The 16,125-nt window shown below is 44.7% G+C and carries 16 protein-coding genes; 14 read left to right on the forward strand and 2 right to left on the reverse strand.

All coding sequences use genetic code 11. From position 1 onward, the window contains the following. The first annotated feature begins 10 nt into the window (after positions 1–10). From fabG to AB6E52_RS09035, 10 genes are all read left to right on the forward strand, one after another. The gene (fabG, locus tag AB6E52_RS08990) at positions 11–745 is read left to right on the forward strand and encodes a 3-oxoacyl-ACP reductase FabG (RefSeq protein WP_029235138.1); all 735 of its coding nucleotides are present in this window, start codon (positions 11–13) and stop codon (positions 743–745) included. Between the two features lie 166 nt (positions 746–911). Further along, on the forward strand, positions 912–1,145 hold the full coding sequence (acpP, locus tag AB6E52_RS08995) for an acyl carrier protein (RefSeq protein WP_004737381.1): 234 nt from the start codon (positions 912–914) through the stop codon (positions 1,143–1,145). Positions 1,146–1,238: 93 nt separating this feature from the next. After that, positions 1,239–2,483 carry a beta-ketoacyl-ACP synthase II gene (gene fabF / locus AB6E52_RS09000; protein ID WP_102321125.1) on the forward strand — a complete coding sequence of 415 codons (1,245 nt, stop codon included), beginning with the start codon at positions 1,239–1,241 and terminating at the stop codon, positions 2,481–2,483. Positions 2,484–2,587: 104 nt separating this feature from the next. After that, a complete protein-coding gene (pabC, locus tag AB6E52_RS09005; protein ID WP_065583975.1) occupies positions 2,588–3,466 on the forward strand; it encodes an aminodeoxychorismate lyase in 879 nt (292 codons plus the stop codon). After that, positions 3,463–4,479, forward strand: coding sequence for an endolytic transglycosylase MltG (gene mltG, locus AB6E52_RS09010; RefSeq protein WP_102321124.1), 1,017 nt, complete (start codon positions 3,463–3,465; stop codon positions 4,477–4,479). The genes pabC and mltG overlap by 4 nt, the downstream gene beginning before the upstream one ends. 10 nt (positions 4,480–4,489) lie before the next feature. Continuing rightward, the gene (gene tmk / locus AB6E52_RS09015) at positions 4,490–5,122 is read left to right on the forward strand and encodes a dTMP kinase (RefSeq protein ID WP_017062148.1); all 633 of its coding nucleotides are present in this window, start codon (positions 4,490–4,492) and stop codon (positions 5,120–5,122) included. A gap of 6 nt (positions 5,123–5,128) precedes the next feature. After that, complete coding sequence (locus tag AB6E52_RS09020; RefSeq protein WP_017062147.1) at positions 5,129–6,094, forward strand: DNA polymerase III subunit delta'; 966 nt, start codon at positions 5,129–5,131, stop codon at positions 6,092–6,094. Further along, positions 6,085–6,852: a TatD family hydrolase gene (locus tag AB6E52_RS09025; RefSeq protein WP_017063483.1), complete on the forward strand. Its 768-nt coding sequence runs from the start codon at positions 6,085–6,087 to the stop codon at positions 6,850–6,852. The genes AB6E52_RS09020 and AB6E52_RS09025 overlap by 10 nt, the downstream gene beginning before the upstream one ends. A 445-nt stretch (positions 6,853–7,297) precedes the next feature. After that, positions 7,298–8,728 carry a PTS glucose transporter subunit IIBC gene (gene ptsG, locus AB6E52_RS09030; RefSeq protein ID WP_017062145.1) on the forward strand — a complete coding sequence of 477 codons (1,431 nt, stop codon included), beginning with the start codon at positions 7,298–7,300 and terminating at the stop codon, positions 8,726–8,728. Positions 8,729–8,956: 228 nt separating this feature from the next. Next, positions 8,957–9,361 carry a hypothetical protein gene (locus AB6E52_RS09035; protein WP_102321123.1) on the forward strand — a complete coding sequence of 135 codons (405 nt, stop codon included), beginning with the start codon at positions 8,957–8,959 and terminating at the stop codon, positions 9,359–9,361. A 92-nt stretch (positions 9,362–9,453) separates the two neighbouring features. On the opposite strand, the gene AB6E52_RS09040 is transcribed toward AB6E52_RS09035, so the two are convergent. After that, positions 9,454–10,047, reverse strand: coding sequence for an outer membrane beta-barrel protein (locus AB6E52_RS09040; protein WP_017067207.1), 594 nt, complete (start codon positions 10,045–10,047; stop codon positions 9,454–9,456). A 145-nt stretch (positions 10,048–10,192) separates the two neighbouring features. On the opposite strand from AB6E52_RS09040, the gene AB6E52_RS09045 reads away from it, so the two are divergent. Both AB6E52_RS09045 and AB6E52_RS09050 read left to right on the forward strand, forming a co-directional pair. Next, the gene (locus AB6E52_RS09045) at positions 10,193–10,282 is read left to right on the forward strand and encodes a YnhF family membrane protein (RefSeq protein ID WP_100214626.1); all 90 of its coding nucleotides are present in this window, start codon (positions 10,193–10,195) and stop codon (positions 10,280–10,282) included. A gap of 41 nt (positions 10,283–10,323) precedes the next feature. Then, the gene (locus AB6E52_RS09050; RefSeq protein WP_017063485.1) at positions 10,324–11,538 is read left to right on the forward strand and encodes a patatin family protein; all 1,215 of its coding nucleotides are present in this window, start codon (positions 10,324–10,326) and stop codon (positions 11,536–11,538) included. Between the two features lie 159 nt (positions 11,539–11,697). On the opposite strand, the gene pyk is transcribed toward AB6E52_RS09050, so the two are convergent. Then, positions 11,698–13,146: a pyruvate kinase gene (pyk, locus tag AB6E52_RS09055; protein ID WP_102321122.1), complete on the reverse strand. Its 1,449-nt coding sequence runs from the start codon at positions 13,144–13,146 to the stop codon at positions 11,698–11,700. A 319-nt stretch (positions 13,147–13,465) separates the two neighbouring features. Between pyk and AB6E52_RS09060 the strand changes: the two genes are divergently transcribed. Both AB6E52_RS09060 and AB6E52_RS09065 read left to right on the forward strand, forming a co-directional pair. Further along, entirely contained in the window at positions 13,466–14,683 is a 1,218-nt protein-coding gene (locus AB6E52_RS09060) for an ROK family protein (RefSeq protein WP_017062140.1), read from the forward strand. Between the two features lie 168 nt (positions 14,684–14,851). Then, a complete protein-coding gene (locus tag AB6E52_RS09065; protein ID WP_102321121.1) occupies positions 14,852–15,793 on the forward strand; it encodes a chemotaxis protein CheV in 942 nt (313 codons plus the stop codon). Positions 15,794–16,125 lie beyond the last annotated feature (332 nt).

The raw sequence follows: 16,125 nt of genomic DNA on the forward strand, positions 1-16,125 counted from the left end.
AGAAGTTATGATGAATTTAGAAGGCAAAGTTGCACTAGTTACAGGCGCAAGCCGTGGCATCGGTCGTGCAATCGCTGAACTTTTAGTTGAGCGTGGTGCTAAAGTTATCGGTACTGCGACATCTGAAGGCGGCGCAGCTGCAATCAGCGAGTACCTTGGTGAGAACGGTAAAGGTCTTGCTCTTAATGTAACGGATACTGACTCAATTGCTGCTACACTGAAAACCATCAACGATGAATTCGGTGCGATTGACATTCTAGTTAACAACGCAGGTATCACTCGTGATAACCTACTGATGCGTATGAAAGACGACGAATGGAATGACATCATCGATACTAACCTAACGCCTATCTTCCGCATGTCTAAAGCTGTATTGCGTGGCATGATGAAGAAACGTCAAGGCCGTATCGTAAACGTTGGTTCTGTAGTAGGTACTATGGGTAACGCTGGTCAAGCTAACTACGCAGCTGCAAAAGCAGGCGTAATTGGTTTTACTAAATCAATGGCTCGTGAAGTTGCGTCTCGTGGCGTTACAGTGAACACTGTAGCTCCTGGTTTCATCGAAACTGACATGACTAAAGCGCTAAATGATGACCAACGTGCAGCAACTTTGGCGAATGTACCAGCAGGTCGACTAGGTGACCCTCGCGAAATCGCTGAAGCTGTGGTATTTTTGGCGTCACCTGCGGCAGCTTATATCACAGGTGAAACACTTCACGTCAATGGCGGTATGTACATGGTGTAAATTATGTGCAACATTTGTGCATGATTTAAGTCAAGATCATACGTAATTTCGGTTAAAATCGTGAAAATTGTGGTTTGACCAGAAAAGTTGACCTTGCAACTTTCAATAGATTGAATAAACTACGGAAAACATCGCATAAAGCGAACTCTGTAAAGGAAAAGAAAAAATGAGCAACCTCGAAGAACGCGTAAAGAAAATCATTGTTGAACAGCTAGGTGTAGACGAAGCTGAAGTTAAAAACGAAGCTTCTTTCGTTGATGACCTAGGTGCAGATTCTCTAGACACAGTAGAGCTAGTAATGGCTCTAGAAGAAGAATTTGACACTGAAATCCCAGATGAAGAAGCTGAGAAAATTACTACTGTTCAAGCAGCTATCGATTACGTAACTAGCGCTCAGTAATAATCTCTCCCAGGCGGTCACCTCGACCGCCTGTGTTTTATCTAACTCATCTATCCTCATCTTAAATCACCTCAATCCCCGGAGTGTAAAATCGTGTCCAAGCGTCGTGTAGTTGTCACTGGCATGGGTATGTTGTCACCGGTAGGCAACACTGTAGAATCTTCTTGGAAAGCCCTGCTAGCTGGTCAAAGTGGTATCGTTAATATCGATCATTTTGATGCAACCAATTTCTCAACTCGTTTTGCAGGTCTAGTTAAAGACTTTAACTGCGAAGAGTATATGACTAAAAAAGATGCTCGTAAGATGGACTTGTTCATCCAGTACGGCGTCGCAGCAGGTATTCAAGCTTTAGATGATTCAGCCCTAACTATTACTGAAGAAAACGCTCCTCGTGTAGGCGTTGCTATCGGTTCTGGTATTGGTGGTCTTGGTTTGATCGAAGCCGGTCACAAGGCTCTAACTGAAAAAGGCCCTCGTAAGATCAGCCCGTTCTTCGTACCGTCGACGATCGTGAATATGATTGCTGGTCACATGTCTATCATGCGTGGCCTACGCGGTCCAAACATCGCGATTTCTACTGCATGTACGACTGGCCTACATAACATTGGTCACGCGGCTCGTATGATTGCATACGGCGATGCAGACGCAATGCTAGCGGGTGGTGCTGAAAAAGCATCAACTCCACTAGGTATGGGCGGTTTTGGTGCGGCTAAAGCACTTTCTACTCGTAACGATGAGCCTCAAAAAGCTTCTCGTCCATGGGACAAAGGCCGTGATGGCTTCGTTCTTGGCGACGGTGCAGGCATGATGGTTCTTGAAGAGTACGAACATGCGAAAGCTCGTGGCGCTAAGATTTACTGTGAGCTAGTTGGCTTCGGTATGTCGGGTGACGCTTACCACATGACATCTCCAAGTGAAGATGGCTCAGGTGGCGCACTAGCAATGGAAGCGGCTATGCGTGATGCTGGCATTACTGGTGAACAAATCGGTTATGTAAACGCACACGGTACTTCGACTCCTGCAGGTGACGTAGCGGAAGTTAAGGGCATCAAGCGTGCTCTTGGCGAAGCAGGCAGCAAGCAAGTATTGGTTTCTTCTACGAAATCAATGACAGGCCACCTTCTAGGTGCTGCTGGTTCTGCTGAAGCTATCATCACGGCTATGTCTTTGGTTGACCAAATTGTTCCACCAACAATCAACCTAGATGATCCTGAAGAAGGCTTAGATATTGACTTAGTACCTCACACTGCGCGTGAAGTTAGCAACATGGAATATGCTGCATGTAACTCATTCGGTTTCGGTGGTACAAACGGCTGTTTGATCTTCAAAAAGATTTAATCATCTTATTAAAGACGTAAACACTCGTAGATAGTCACAATTAGACTTGTTTTTAAACGGCTTGATGCTTTAGCATTGAGCCGTTTCTTTTTATGGGGAAAAACATGTTTTGGGTTGATGGAGAAAGCCAGCAAACTATCGATATTTTGGATCGCTCGTTTCAGTACGGAGACGGCTGTTTTACGACAATGCTCGTGAGTGATGGTGAGATACAACATCTTCACGATCATCAGCACCGTGTCGACGAGTGCCTTAAAGCACTACGCATTTCTGCTCTTGATTGGGATGTTGTTAGTCTTTGGCTCGATACTGCGCTTCAACACATCCAACATAACGCTCTTCATGGCACAAAGAGCCTTGATGGTTCAAAGAAGCTCCATAACGCCAACAAGCCTCATAATCAAAAAGCAGGGATCAAGCTGCACGTTAGTCGTGGAGCGGGTGGGCGTGGCTACAGTACCAAGAATATCGCCAAGCCGACAATCACCATCAGTACCTTTGATTACCCAAGCCATTATTCAGCGTGGCAAGACTCCGGTGTTGAACTCGGTATCTGCCATCAAGCGCTAGGTTTGAGCCCACTACTGGCTGGCCATAAGCACAATAATCGCCTTGAGCAGATTTTGATGAAAGATGAAATGGATCAAGCTAATGAAGTGGATGGTGTGGTTCTTGATATATCGGGCAATGTGATTGAAACCACCATGGCCAATCTGTTCTGGCGCAAAGGTCAGTCGATATACACACCTCAACTCACTCAAAGTGGTGTCGCGGGGGTTATGCGTAAGCAAGTGTTAACCGCGCTGAATCAGGCTGAACTTTCCGTTACAATTAGTGACTACTGCTTATCTCAACTCATGCAAGCTGATGAGGTTTTCATGACAAACTCCATTTTAGGGGTTGCCCCAGTTACCCGTATTAGTGATACCCAATTTAACATTGGAACCGTTACTCGTAGCCTTCAAGGACAACTAAACTCGTGATCAAAAAGTTATTTATTTTTATTATCTTGTGCTTAATTGCAGCCGGTGCTGCTGGTTTTTATGTTTACAACCAAGCGCAAGATAACCTGAAACAAGTTATTCAATTAGAAAAACCACAAGTCGTGACTGTTGCTTCAGGTAGCAGCTTTAACCGCGTTCTAGCCCAGTTGATTAACGAGGGGCTGTTTGAGGCTTCTCCTTACGAGAAATTAATCCGTAAGTTACATCCTGAGCTTGTAGACGTAAAAGCGGGTACTTTCCTGCTTGAACCGGGTTTAACCTTAGAGCAAGCGCTACAGGTGCTTGTAGAAGGGAAAGAACACCAGTTTACTATTACCTTTGTTGAAGGCAGTCGTTTTGACGAATGGCTTGTTCAGCTAAAAGACAGCGAATTCATTCAACAGACATTGGATGGCGTTTCTGAAAAAGAGATCGCTGAAAAGTTGGGTATTGAAAACGAAAAGCTAGAAGGTCTCTTCTTAGCAGAAACGTATCACTACACCTACGGCACCACTGATTTAGATTTGTTGAAGCGCGCGCATCGAGACCTAATGAGCGTGGTGAATGAAGAGTGGGAAAATCGAGCGGATAAGCTGCCTCTTAAATCGCCATACGAAGCGTTAATTCTTGCATCTATCATTGAGAAAGAGACCGCTGTTGCGTCAGAACGTGAGCGTGTTTCTTCTGTGTTTGTTAACCGTCTAAACAAGCGTATGCGTTTGCAAACTGACCCAACGGTTATCTATGGCATGGGTGACAGCTACGATGGCAACATCCGTAAGAAAGACTTACGCACGCCAACGCCTTACAACACCTATACAATGAGTGGCTTGCCACCGACACCTATCGCTATGGCAGGCAAAGCGTCTATCAACGCGGCGTTGAATCCAGAGAAGAGCAACTACTTGTATTTCGTTGCGAGTGGAACAGGTGGTCACGTATTTTCAAAGAGTTTGACTGAGCATAACCGTGCAGTGCGAGCTTACTTAAAGCAATTAAGAAAAAACAGATAAAGAAATAATTATGAATCAGTCGAAATTTATCGTGGTTGAAGGCCTTGAAGGCGCTGGCAAAAGCACAGCAATCAATGCCATCGTTGAGACATTAAAAGCATCGGGTGTTGAAGATATTGTTAATACTCGCGAGCCGGGTGGTACTGTCTTAGCTGAAAAGATGCGTTCATTGGTTAAAGAAGAGCACGAAGGCGAGAAGCTTCAAGACATGACTGAATTGCTGTTGATGTATGCAGCACGTGTTCAATTAGTCGAGAACGTCATCAAGCCGGCGCTCGCCAATGGTCAATGGGTATTGGGTGATCGTCATGATATGTCTTCACAGGCATACCAAGGTGGTGGTCGCCAGATCGCGCGCACGACTATGGAATCACTGAAAGCAACCACGCTAGGCGGCTTTAAACCCGATCTAACGCTATATTTGGACCTAGACCCTAGAGTAGGGCTAGAGCGTGCTAGAGGCCGTGGTGAGCTTGATAGAATTGAAAAGATGGACATCTCATTTTTCGACCGCACGCGTGAGCGCTATCTAGAAATTGCAGAACAAGATGATTCTGTACTTGTGATTAACGCGCAGCAAGAAATTGAGCAAGTAGCCGCTGATATTAAAGTCGCGCTAACTGCTTGGCTCGACAAACAGTAGGTAGTCATGGCTGAAGTGTATTCTTGGCTCACACCGGTATGGAGTGAGTGGAAAAAAAGTCTCGATGCGGAGCGTTTTCCTAACTCTGTGATTGTTAATGCACCGGAAGGGCTCGGCGTTGATGCTTTGATTAGCCAACTTACCGACGCATTGATGTGCACGAACTATGAAAGCGAGTCGTGCGGGTTTTGCCACAGCTGTGAGTTAATGAAGTCGGGCAGTCATCCTGATTTTCATGTGATCTCACCCGAGAAAGAAGGTAAGTCGATCACGGTTGATCAAGTGCGTGCCAGTAACCGCTGGGCTCAAGAGTCTTCTCAGTTAGGTGGTTTGCGCGTTATTTTGCTTAACCCTGCTGAAGCAATGAACGAATCGGCTTCCAACGCACTATTGAAAACTCTGGAAGAGCCATCAAGCAAGTGCATCTTCATTCTGTCTACTCGTAACAGTAATCGCTTAATGCCGACTATTATTAGCCGTTGTCAGCAATTCAATGTGGTTAGTCCGCAGTTAGAGACAGCATCAGCGTGGTTAGATGGTGAAGTGGGCAAAGCGGTACCGCAGTATATTTTAGCACTCAATGACAACGCGCCTTTAAAAGCAAAAGCGATGTTTGAGCAAGGTGGCGTTGAAGCTTCAACAAAAGCGCTCGATGGCTTTGTGAATGTGATAAAAGGCACTCAACCTGACATGCTAAAGTTCTCTACAGAGCTTAGCAAAGACCCTTTGATTCAACTTGGCTGGCTTTGGCATCTATTGTCAGATGTACAGAAGCTGCATTTTGGTTTGGCGAATCAGGCTTTCACTCCGAGTGCGAAAGCACTGTGTGAGGCGATGTCTTATCAAAGTGCTTATGCAGCATCGAATAAACTGCTGACATTGATTGAGCAGTTAAAGCAACACCCTGGGCTCAATACGGAGCTACTCATAATGAATTGGCTGATAGCCACTTGCGAGGAAACATGTTCGTAGATTCCCACTGTCATTTAGACAAACTGGATTACCAAGATTTACACACCAGCGTAGAAGATGTGGTTAACAAGGCGAAGGCTGCTAATGTAGACCAATTGCTTTCTGTCGGTGTGACACTCGATTCGTTTGAAAATATGCTCGAGATGATCTCGCCGTTTGATAACGTTAAAGCCTCTTGTGGCGTTCACCCTCTCGATGTTGAAAGTGATTTCAGCCTAGAGACAATGCGTGAATACGCGAGCAACCCTAAGGTTGTGGCGATTGGAGAGACAGGTTTAGATTATCACTACCAACCAGAGACGGCGGAGCTGCAACAGCTACGATTTAAGCAGCATGTTGAGTTAGCCGTTGAGCTGAATAAACCTTTGATCATTCACACTCGTAACGCACGTGAAGACACATTAGCTATTTTACGTGATGGCGGAGCTGAGAAGTGTGGCGGTGTGATTCACTGCTTTACCGAAGATCAAGCATTCGCAGAAGCAGCAATGGAACTAGGTTTCTATATCTCAATTTCAGGCATTGTGACCTTTAAGCAGGCTACAGAACTTAAAGAAGTTGTTAAAAACCTACCGCTAAACAGGTTGCTGATCGAGACGGATTCTCCATACTTGGCGCCCATTCCATATCGTGGAAAGCAGAATCAGCCTGCATATGTCGTCGAAGTGGCGGCCTACATTGCGCAATTAAAAGGTGTGTCGATGAAAGAGGTTGCCGAACAAACGACCAAAAATTACCAAAAACTTTTTTTGCGATAAAAATCTAAGTAAACAAATAAAAGGGAGCAAAAGCTCCCTTTTTGTGTTTTTGATCACCAAAAATACGTTTTTTTTTAATGTTTACGAATTATGTTGAACTTGAGAGCGCTAATTATAACATTTGTAATTTTGTTACTAAAAATAACATTCGCTCCTATTTTATTTACCCAGTAAAATAATAGGGCTCTTGAAAAATACTTATATATTTCAATGCATTAAAAACTTGTAAAGCATTGCATTTCTAGATTTGACATGTGATCCAAGACGTGTTTTGAAACTAAATTTCGTAAGTGACTAGAAAGTTAGTTCCCCATCAATATATATTTAGCGGCAGAAAATATAATGCAATACATGGTTACATTTTCGCAGGGTGCTAACATATAGGCTACGGGGGTGTGCCGTTAGAACCCAATATAATTATTTTATCTTTATCAGGAGCATAAACATGTTTAAGAACCTTTTTGCTAGCCTGCAGAAAGTTGGTAAGTCTCTGATGCTTCCAGTATCAGTTTTACCAGTTGCGGGTATTTTGCTAGGTGTCGGTGCAGCAGATCTTCCTTTCATTCCAGAAATCGTTTCAAACTTAATGGAACAAGCTGGTGGTTCAGTATTCGGTCAAATGGCACTACTGTTCGCAGTAGGTGTTGCACTTGGCTTTACTAACAACGATGGTGTAGCGGGTCTAGCTGCTATCGTTGGTTATGGCATCATGACTGCTACACTTGGCGTAATGGCTGGTGTAATGGGCGTTGATAAAATCGATACTGGTGTACTAGGTGGTATCCTAGTCGGTGGTGTTGCTGCTTGGGCATTCAACCGTTTCTTCCGTATTCAACTACCAGAGTACCTTGGCTTCTTCGCTGGTAAGCGTGCTGTGCCAATCATCACAGGTTTCTCTGCGATTGGTCTAGCAATCCTACTATCTGTAGTATGGCCACCAGTTGGCGGCGCTATCTCTGCGTTCTCTGATTGGGCTGCTCACCAAAACCCACAAGTGGCGTTTGGTATCTACGGTATCGTTGAGCGTTCTCTAATTCCATTTGGTCTTCACCACGTTTGGAACGTACCTTTCTTCTTTGAAGCTGGTACTTGTGTAAACGCTGCTGGCGAAACTCAAAACGGTGTTCTTACTTGTTACTTAGTTGCTGATGACGCATCTCGTGCAGCGGGCAATGGCTTCGGTCAGCTAGCTGGTGGTTACATGTTCAAGATGTTCGGTCTACCTGCTGCTGCAATCGCGATTGCACACTCAGCTAAGCCTGAAAACCGCGCTAAAGTAATGGGCATCATGGCTTCTGCTGCGTTGACTTCATTCCTAACGGGTATCACTGAACCAATCGAATTCTCTTTCCTATTCGTTGCTCCAGTACTGTACGCAATCCACGCTCTACTAGCTGGTTCTGCATACGTTCTTGCGAACACTCTAGGTTTTGTACACGGTACATCTTTCTCACACGGTCTAATCGACTTCCTAGTTCTATCTGGCAACGCGTCTAAGATGGGCCTAATGGTTGTATGTGGTATTGCTTACGCTGCAATTTACTACATCGTATTCCGCACTGTGATTAAAGCTCTAGACCTTAAAACTCCAGGCCGTGAAGACGAGACTGAAGAAGAGTCAGTTGCGACTGGTTCTGAACTTGCTGGTGAGCTAGTTGCTGCATTCGGTGGCAAAGCGAACATCACTGGTCTTGACGCTTGTATTACTCGTCTACGTGTTGCAGTAGCTGATACAGCTCTTGTTGACCAAGACAAGCTGAAGAAACTAGGCGCTGCAGGTGTTGTAGTAGTAGCGGGTGGCGTACAAGCTATCTTCGGTACTAAGTCTGACAACCTTAAGACAGACATGGATGAGTGGATCCGTAACAACGGTTAATTCTCTGATTCAATAAATTGAAAGGAGGCCGAAAGGCCTCCTTTTTTGTTTTCTGCTCTATGAAAGATCTATTGTGCTTAATCTCCATTAACTCAGATACTTATCATTCAACTCGATCAGTTGATGGTTGCTCTTAAATTTTTCGTGTCTTTTATCTTTTACCTAGCGATGACACCTTTCGTTATTATTCCAGTAAACTACCGCTTTTAAACACAGTCTGAGAATATTATGAAACATCGTTACTTGATCGGCCTTATGTGCTGCAGCGGAGCCTCGTTTGCTCACGCTTCTGAAGCTCCAGCTTTGGAAGTTGGACTTGCCATTGACCAAGACCTGAGTTTCGTTGTGGAATTTGATCAGAAATACCGTGCTACGATTGGCAATGACGGCGCTGCCTTTGATTACATTTTGAAGCGTGGTCAGTTCGAGACTGAAGCTCCGTTGAGCTGGTACGTCGGTGCTGGTGCTTGGGCTGAATGGAATGACGACTTTGGCTTACGCTTGCCGTTAGGCGTGAAAGTGAATTTCTACGAAGGTTGGAATGCTTACGCTCAAGTTCACCCTGAACTCGATATGTATAAAGGTGTTGAGTTGCAAGTGGGCGGCGCTTTAGGTGTTACCTATAAGTTCTAACCTGAACTAAAACCGTTTTAATAATGAAAAAACCAGCATTTAGCTGGTTTTTTAGTTTGGGCCGATCTTATATTTTTGCTTCATTGAGCCGCTTAGAAAGTAAAACTCAGTCCGACATTGGCTTGGAATTGGTTCATCCAGTCGGTATCAAAGCGAATGATGCACTCTTGCCCGTTATTTGGGATATTACAAACACCGGAGGTATCGTTGTCGACAACCGTGCCTAACCAACGTACTTGTGTGTTCAACGCTAGTCGGTCACTAAATTTGTACTCTAAGCCACCAAAGATAGAAGTTGAGAATCCATACTTATCTTTTGCCCAGTCTACATCGACGTAAGAAGCACCCAGGCCTAGCCCTAGATAACCCGACAACACAGGCGAAGCAGGGTAGTAGATGCTGCTTTGAAGGTGCAGGTATTGGATGGAGGAGCTTAGGTTAAGCGTTTCTAATTCCGAGCTCTGATTGGAGTAGAAGAAGCCGATGCGTCCTTTTTCAAGTGGCGTTTCAATGGCAAAGGTGTAATTTTCAGAGCCTTTCATGTCATAGGTTTTACCGTCCTGGTCTTCGACACTGCCACCGCCGGTATAACCTACCATAGGTGTAATGATGATCTCCGGCGAAGCATACGCGCTTGAAACGGAGAGAAGCGTAATCAGTGCCATCATATTTGCTTTGTTATTCATGAGTATATCCTTATCCATACACTTACTAATTGTGATGGTTACATCAATATTGTGCGACTAATTTCGACGATTCTTGAAGATACTTCACACACCTGATAGTACTTAAATAGAGACTCGACAAATTAATAATAAACCAGAGGTGTCTATGGACCATAATCTGAAAAATGCCCTACAAATTACCGTGTTTATCTACATGATCATTCTTTCATTTGGCTTTATTGCGATTGGTAGTTAATACCATCTATTGCGAGGCTGAGTTTTGATACTCAGGGAATAATGAATAGTGGGATTATAACCAATATTGATACAGCAATAGACTTGGATTATTACGCTAAGTTTATTGCTGGAAAAACAGCACTGGTCGCTCAAGGTGGCGGACAGAGAAGTATTTTTACTTCTGGAGTGCTGGATGCCTTTCTTCTCTCAAATTTTGACCCCTTCGACGAATTTTTTGGTACCTCAGCAGGTGCTCTCAACTTATGTGCTTATCTGTGCCGTGATAAAGGCCTTGGACGTTCTTTTGTTCTCGACCTCACAACCTCACCAGAGTTCTTCAATCTCTTTTCCTATATACGACACAGAAAGAACCTAGGATTAGAATGGGCGCTAGAACAAATCATGGCTTACCCATATAAGCTCGATCTGGATTTAGGGCGACAAACGCTAGGCGATCGCCACTTCTATGCGGCTGTAACGGATTCCAAAGACTTACGAGACCACTACTTCCCATTATTGGGCGAAGATTGGTACAAGGTGATGATTGCGACCTGTGCTATTCCTCGCTTGTACAATGACGAAGTCTTTATTGGTGACAGTGCTTATGTGGACGGTGGTGTATCGGCGTGTATCCCAGTTCAGGAAGCGTGGCGAAGACAAGCTCGTTCTATTGTGGTGATTCGTACTGAGCCAGTGGTGGAGGAAGGTAATACCCATTTGGTTGAAGCACCAGTTAAGGGATCTTCAGTCAAAGCGCCTAAACCTATATCTGCAGAAGAACTGGAGTGGTTCCGCGAATCTTTCGACAGTGTTCAAGGCCATTGGCAACAGAAAGTGGAACAGTGGAAAACCGACTGGACCTCTTTCTTCCAACAACAAATTATGCGCTCAAAAGAGCAGAAGCGTGACCGTGGGCATTTAGACCTGCTGAACGGTGGTCGCTGGCTATTTGGTGCAGATGATATTTATCGCTTAAGTCATTTAATCGGAGATAAGTTTGATTCAGGGTTGGCTGACATGCTGATGGTGCATTATCAGACCTACTCATTGACTCAGGATTTTTTGAATTCGCCACCAGACGACGCGTTTGTGGTTCAGATAGCACCTAGTCAAACGCTTAAATCGAGCTCATTAATGAGTCATAAAGATGATTTACTGCATGATTACGAATTGGGTTTAGAAGCCGGTTACCGATTTGTGGAGACCTATACCTCAACGGAAAATGCTCGCAACTCGCATATGCCACAGTTAGCCACCATTGCTGCGGGTAACTAATTCCCGAAGTTGATGAGCTAGCATGCTGTGAGCTCGTTATGCTGTTTAAGCAGATTGTAGTGAGTCGTGTTCTGAAATGAAAAAGGGTTATTGAACTTGGTTCGATAACCCTTTTAAGTTTTTGAGATTAGGCGAATCGTTTCGCCTTAAGGTCAAATATTAGGTGACAGGCAAGATTCTCATACAGTTGGTTGACCCTGCTACATCCATAATGTCTCCTTGGGTGACGATCACTAGGTCGCCAAACTTAAGGTATCCTTCTTCTTTCAGGCAATCTAACGTTGATAGTGCAATATCAAAGCTGTCTTTGGCTTCTGTCTCGAAGTAGATAGGTGTTACACCTCGGTACAAGGTACAGCGATTAAGCGTTCCTTCGTTACGAGACAGCGCGTAAATAGGCATGTCAGCACTTAGGCGAGACATCATCAGTGCGGTGCGGCCTGACTCGGTGAGAGTGACAACGCCTTTAATGCCTTCCATATGGTTTGCAGAGTAGATGGTCGCCATCGAAACGGTTTCTTCGGCAGTAACAAAGGTGCGGTCAATACGGTAATTGGATTGGTTATTAATGCCTGCCATTTTTTCCGCACCAATACAGACTTCAGCCATCGATTTTACGGTCTCGACTGGGTAGTCACCAGCTGCAGTTTCACCAGACAGCATCACAGCATCGGTGCCATCGAGTACGGCGTTGGCAACATCCATAACTTCGGCACGGGTTGGCATTGGCGCAGAAATCATTGATTCCATCATCTGAGTTGCGGTGATGACAGTTCGGTTAAGCGCTCTGGCACGGCGTATAAGCTGTTTTTGTACTCCGACTAACTCAGGGTCGCCAATTTCCACTCCGAGGTCACCACGAGCCACCATGACCACATCTGAGGCCATTATGATGTCATCCATGTTCTCAACTGTAGCTACTGTCTCTGCTCGCTCCACTTTTGCGACGAGGTGAGCTTCTAAGCCTGCTTCTCGTGCAAGCTGACGAGCATAGTGCATGTCTTCACCATTACGAGGGAAAGACACCGCTAGGTAATCCACTTTGATTTGTGCGGCGGTGACGATGTCGCGCTTGTCTTTTTCTGTTAGCGCTTCTGCGGAAAGGCCACCCCCTTTTTTGTTGATGCCTTTGTTATTTGAGAGTGGGCCGCCAATGATGACTTCGGTATGAACGCGACAGCCTTCCACTTTGGTTACTTTGAGTTGAACACGACCATCGTCAAGCAACAGTATATCGCCGGCGGATACGTCGTTAGGCAGTTCTTTGTAATCAAGGCCAACGGCTTCTTGATTGCCTTCACCTAAACCTAGGCTGCTATCGAGAGTGAACAGGTCGCCTACGGCAAGTTGGATTTTGCCATCTTTGAATGTCGACACACGAATCTTGGGACCTTGTAAGTCTCCGAGAATGGCGATTTGAGTACCGTGTCTTTTTGCTATTGCTCTGACTTTTTCTGCGCGTTGTATATGGTCGTCGCTGGTGCCGTGAGAGAAGTTCATACGAACAATATTGGCACCGGCTTTGATGATCTCTTCAAGCACGTTACCTTTATCAGTAGAAGGGCCTAGCGTTGTGACGATTTTCGTTTTTCTTAATTCGGCTGTCATGAATACTCCTAGAGTGAGGCCAAGTAATCTTTTAAAAGACTGAATTAAGTATATGCATTAATTGATAATTTATTGGGAGCTAGGAGGATATTTCTTGATTTGCCTTTAATTATTGAATTCAGGGCTCAAATGCGATGTTTTATTCTGAAAATTAAGTCGCAAATTATCGATGTGGGTGTTAATTTTCCTCGAACTATTTGACTCGATACACAAAGATTCATGTATATACGTGATACTGGTCACGGCGATATACCAAGTGACTTCACAATTACTTCGCAAAGTAAAAAAATTACCTCGTTGATGATTTCTGGAGCGTAAAATGTACATGGCTCAACCGGGCCATATTGATCATATCAAACAGGTCAATGCTGGTCGTGTATATAAACTAATTGACCTTAAAGGTCCTATTTCTCGTATCGATCTGTCCAAGCAAAGTGAGTTGGCTCCGGCGAGTATTACTAAAATTACCCGTGAACTCATTGAAGCTCACCTTATTCACGAAACGACGGTTCAAGAAGCCACGACTCGTGGGCGTCCTGCTGTCGGTCTGCAAACCAATAACGAAGGTTGGCAATTTTTGTCGATGCGTCTTGGTCGCGGATACTTGACGATCGCGCTCCATGAATTGGGCGGCGACGTGCTTATCGATACCAAGATTGATATCCATGAACGTGATCAAGACGATGTGCTTGCGCGTCTTCTCCATGAAATCGATGAGTTCTTCCAAACCTATGCCGAGCAACTCGACAGGGTGACGAGTATCGCTATCACACTGCCAGGTCTGGTGAATTCAGAGCAAGGTATTGTGTTGCAGATGCCGCACTATAACGTTGAAAACTTAGCGTTGGGGCCGGAGATCTACAAAGAAACCGGTTTGCCAGTTTTTATTGCCAATGATACCCGAGCGTGGGCATTAGCAGAAAAGCTGTTTGGTAACTCACAAGACAACGACAACTCTGTTCTTATCTCGATTCACCACGGTTTAGGTGCCGGGATCATTCTTGATGGTCGCGTTCTGCAAGGACGTCACGGTAACATCGGTGAGTTGGGGCATATCCAGATCGACAAGGAAGGCAAGCTTTGCCACTGTGGTAATCGAGGCTGTTTAGAAACGGTGGCGAGTTCTCAGGCAATCCGTGAGCAAGTCAAAGAGCGATTGGTAAATGGTGAAGAATCAACGCTAACGGTGTTTGAAGACGTCACTATTGAACAGATCTGTGCTGCCGCTGCTAATGGGGATCCGCTGGCTGTCGAAGTGATTGAACAGTTAGGCCGTTATCTAGGTTCTGCGATTGCGATTGTGATTAACCTGTTCAACCCAGAGAAAATCTTGGTGGGTGGTGTTATCAATCAGGCGAAGAGCGTGTTATACCCGGCGATTCAAAAGTGTATCGAAGAGCAGAGTCTATCGGTTTACCATAAAGACTTAGAGCTGGTGGAATCTCGTTTTTATAAGCAGGCAACCATGCCAGGTGCTGCGCTCATCAAGCAGGCCTTATACGATGGCCAACTGTTAATGAAAGTTATTGAAGGTTAACCCCTTTTTCTCGTCTTGTAGCCTTACCTTGAACCTTTCCATGTACTTAAGCTTTGTATAACATCATTTGCTGTACTTAGTTTAAGCATTCTGTGCATTGGCGCTTTGCTTTAACCTATTGAAGTAGGCTATTGTAGCCACAGTTATTATTTGTCACTAAGGTGTTGTATGTCTGGCGTTTTAAATTCGGTTGATCAGAGAACCAAACTGGTCGGTGAAAACCGTCTGGAACTCTTGTTATTCAGCTTAAATAGTCGTCAACTATTTGCGATTAACGTATTTAAAGTGAAAGAAGTCCTCAAAGTGCCAGTACTCACTCGCTTACCGGGCTCTCATCATCATATTACGGGTGTTGCGTCTTTACGTGGTGAATCGGTGCCTGTTATCGATTTACGCAGTGCCATTGGCTTTCCGCCATCTCGTGCGGAGTCTCAAGAGAGCAACCTGATTATTACGGAATACAACCGAACCGTACAAGGTTTCTTGGTTGGGCAAGTTCGTAATATCGTGAACACGACATGGACAGAAATCCAGCCGCCGCCAAAGACAACAGGCCGTGCAAACTACCTAACCGCTATTACGCATATTCAAGAAGAAGAGCAGCACAAGATCGTCGAGATCATCGATGTTGAGAAAGTGTTGGCTGAGATCATTGATTACGATGTCTCGATCTCTGAAGGCGTTTTAGATGAACAATTAGCTCAGGAGATGATAGGACGCAATGTGCTTATCGTTGATGACTCTTCAACAGCGCGTAATCAGATCAAAGGCACCTTGTCGCAGTTGGGTTTGAACATTATTGAGTGTTGTGATGGCTTAGAAGCACTGACCTTACTTAAGGGCTGGTGTGATGAAGGCAAAGAAATCAATCAAGAAATATTGTTGATGATCACCGATGCTGAAATGCCTGAAATGGACGGCTACAAGCTGACACACGAAGTACGTACTGACCCAAGAATGCATGACCTATTCATCACGCTAAATACTTCATTAAGTGGAAGTTTTAATGAAGCTATGGTTGAGAAAGTAGGGTGTAACCGCTTTATTTCTAAGTTCCAGCCAGACCTCTTGGTTGAAGTGACTCAAGAGCGAATGCGTCAGATTTTATAATTAATGCTGCTGTACGGTTTGTTTTGAGTGACCTTATAGAAAGCGCTTGCTAATATTCACGCAGCATATTTTTCTTAACGAAATATGCTCAACTACTAGCGTAATTTTTCACACGCAATCTAAGGTAGTTCCTCTTAATGATATGGTTAACGTCTAAAGTCGTCATGACTTTGAGCTTATTACTGTATAGGGAATTTAAGAAAAGACGTACGGAAGCTGAAGTTGAGTCATAACTCAACAACTGGAATTGAAGGGAAGCGGATGCTTCCCTTTTTCGTTTGTGCGCCGAGCATGGCGTTGATCTAGGAGGTGAAAGTCCTCTACGGGCTCAG

Origin of the sequence: Vibrio sp. 10N.247.311.13, from assembly GCF_041467595.1 — a bacterium.
Classification (GTDB): Bacteria; Pseudomonadota; Gammaproteobacteria; order Enterobacterales; family Vibrionaceae; genus Vibrio; species Vibrio crassostreae_C.

Bases quoted from the DNA above. Each gene is read 5' to 3' on its own strand.
- AB6E52_RS09065 (WP_102321121.1), top strand. From the start codon at position 14,852: ATGTCTGGCGTTTTAAATTCGGTTGATCAGAGAACCAAACTGGTCGGT.
- fabG (WP_029235138.1), top strand. From the start codon at position 11: ATGAATTTAGAAGGCAAAGTTGCACTAGTTACAGGCGCAAGCCGTGGC.
- ptsG (WP_017062145.1), top strand. From the start codon at position 7,298: ATGTTTAAGAACCTTTTTGCTAGCCTGCAGAAAGTTGGTAAGTCTCTG.
- pyk (WP_102321122.1), bottom strand. From the start codon at position 13,146: ATGACAGCCGAATTAAGAAAAACGAAAATCGTCACAACGCTAGGCCCT.
- acpP (WP_004737381.1), top strand. From the start codon at position 912: ATGAGCAACCTCGAAGAACGCGTAAAGAAAATCATTGTTGAACAGCTA.
- AB6E52_RS09025 (WP_017063483.1), top strand. From the start codon at position 6,085: ATGTTCGTAGATTCCCACTGTCATTTAGACAAACTGGATTACCAAGAT.
- AB6E52_RS09045 (WP_100214626.1), top strand. From the start codon at position 10,193: ATGGACCATAATCTGAAAAATGCCCTACAAATTACCGTGTTTATCTAC.
- AB6E52_RS09050 (WP_017063485.1), top strand. From the start codon at position 10,324: ATGAATAGTGGGATTATAACCAATATTGATACAGCAATAGACTTGGAT.
- AB6E52_RS09020 (WP_017062147.1), top strand. From the start codon at position 5,129: ATGGCTGAAGTGTATTCTTGGCTCACACCGGTATGGAGTGAGTGGAAA.
- AB6E52_RS09035 (WP_102321123.1), top strand. From the start codon at position 8,957: ATGAAACATCGTTACTTGATCGGCCTTATGTGCTGCAGCGGAGCCTCG.
- tmk (WP_017062148.1), top strand. From the start codon at position 4,490: ATGAATCAGTCGAAATTTATCGTGGTTGAAGGCCTTGAAGGCGCTGGC.
- pabC (WP_065583975.1), top strand. From the start codon at position 2,588: ATGTTTTGGGTTGATGGAGAAAGCCAGCAAACTATCGATATTTTGGAT.
- AB6E52_RS09040 (WP_017067207.1), bottom strand. From the start codon at position 10,047: ATGAATAACAAAGCAAATATGATGGCACTGATTACGCTTCTCTCCGTT.
- AB6E52_RS09060 (WP_017062140.1), top strand. From the start codon at position 13,466: ATGTACATGGCTCAACCGGGCCATATTGATCATATCAAACAGGTCAAT.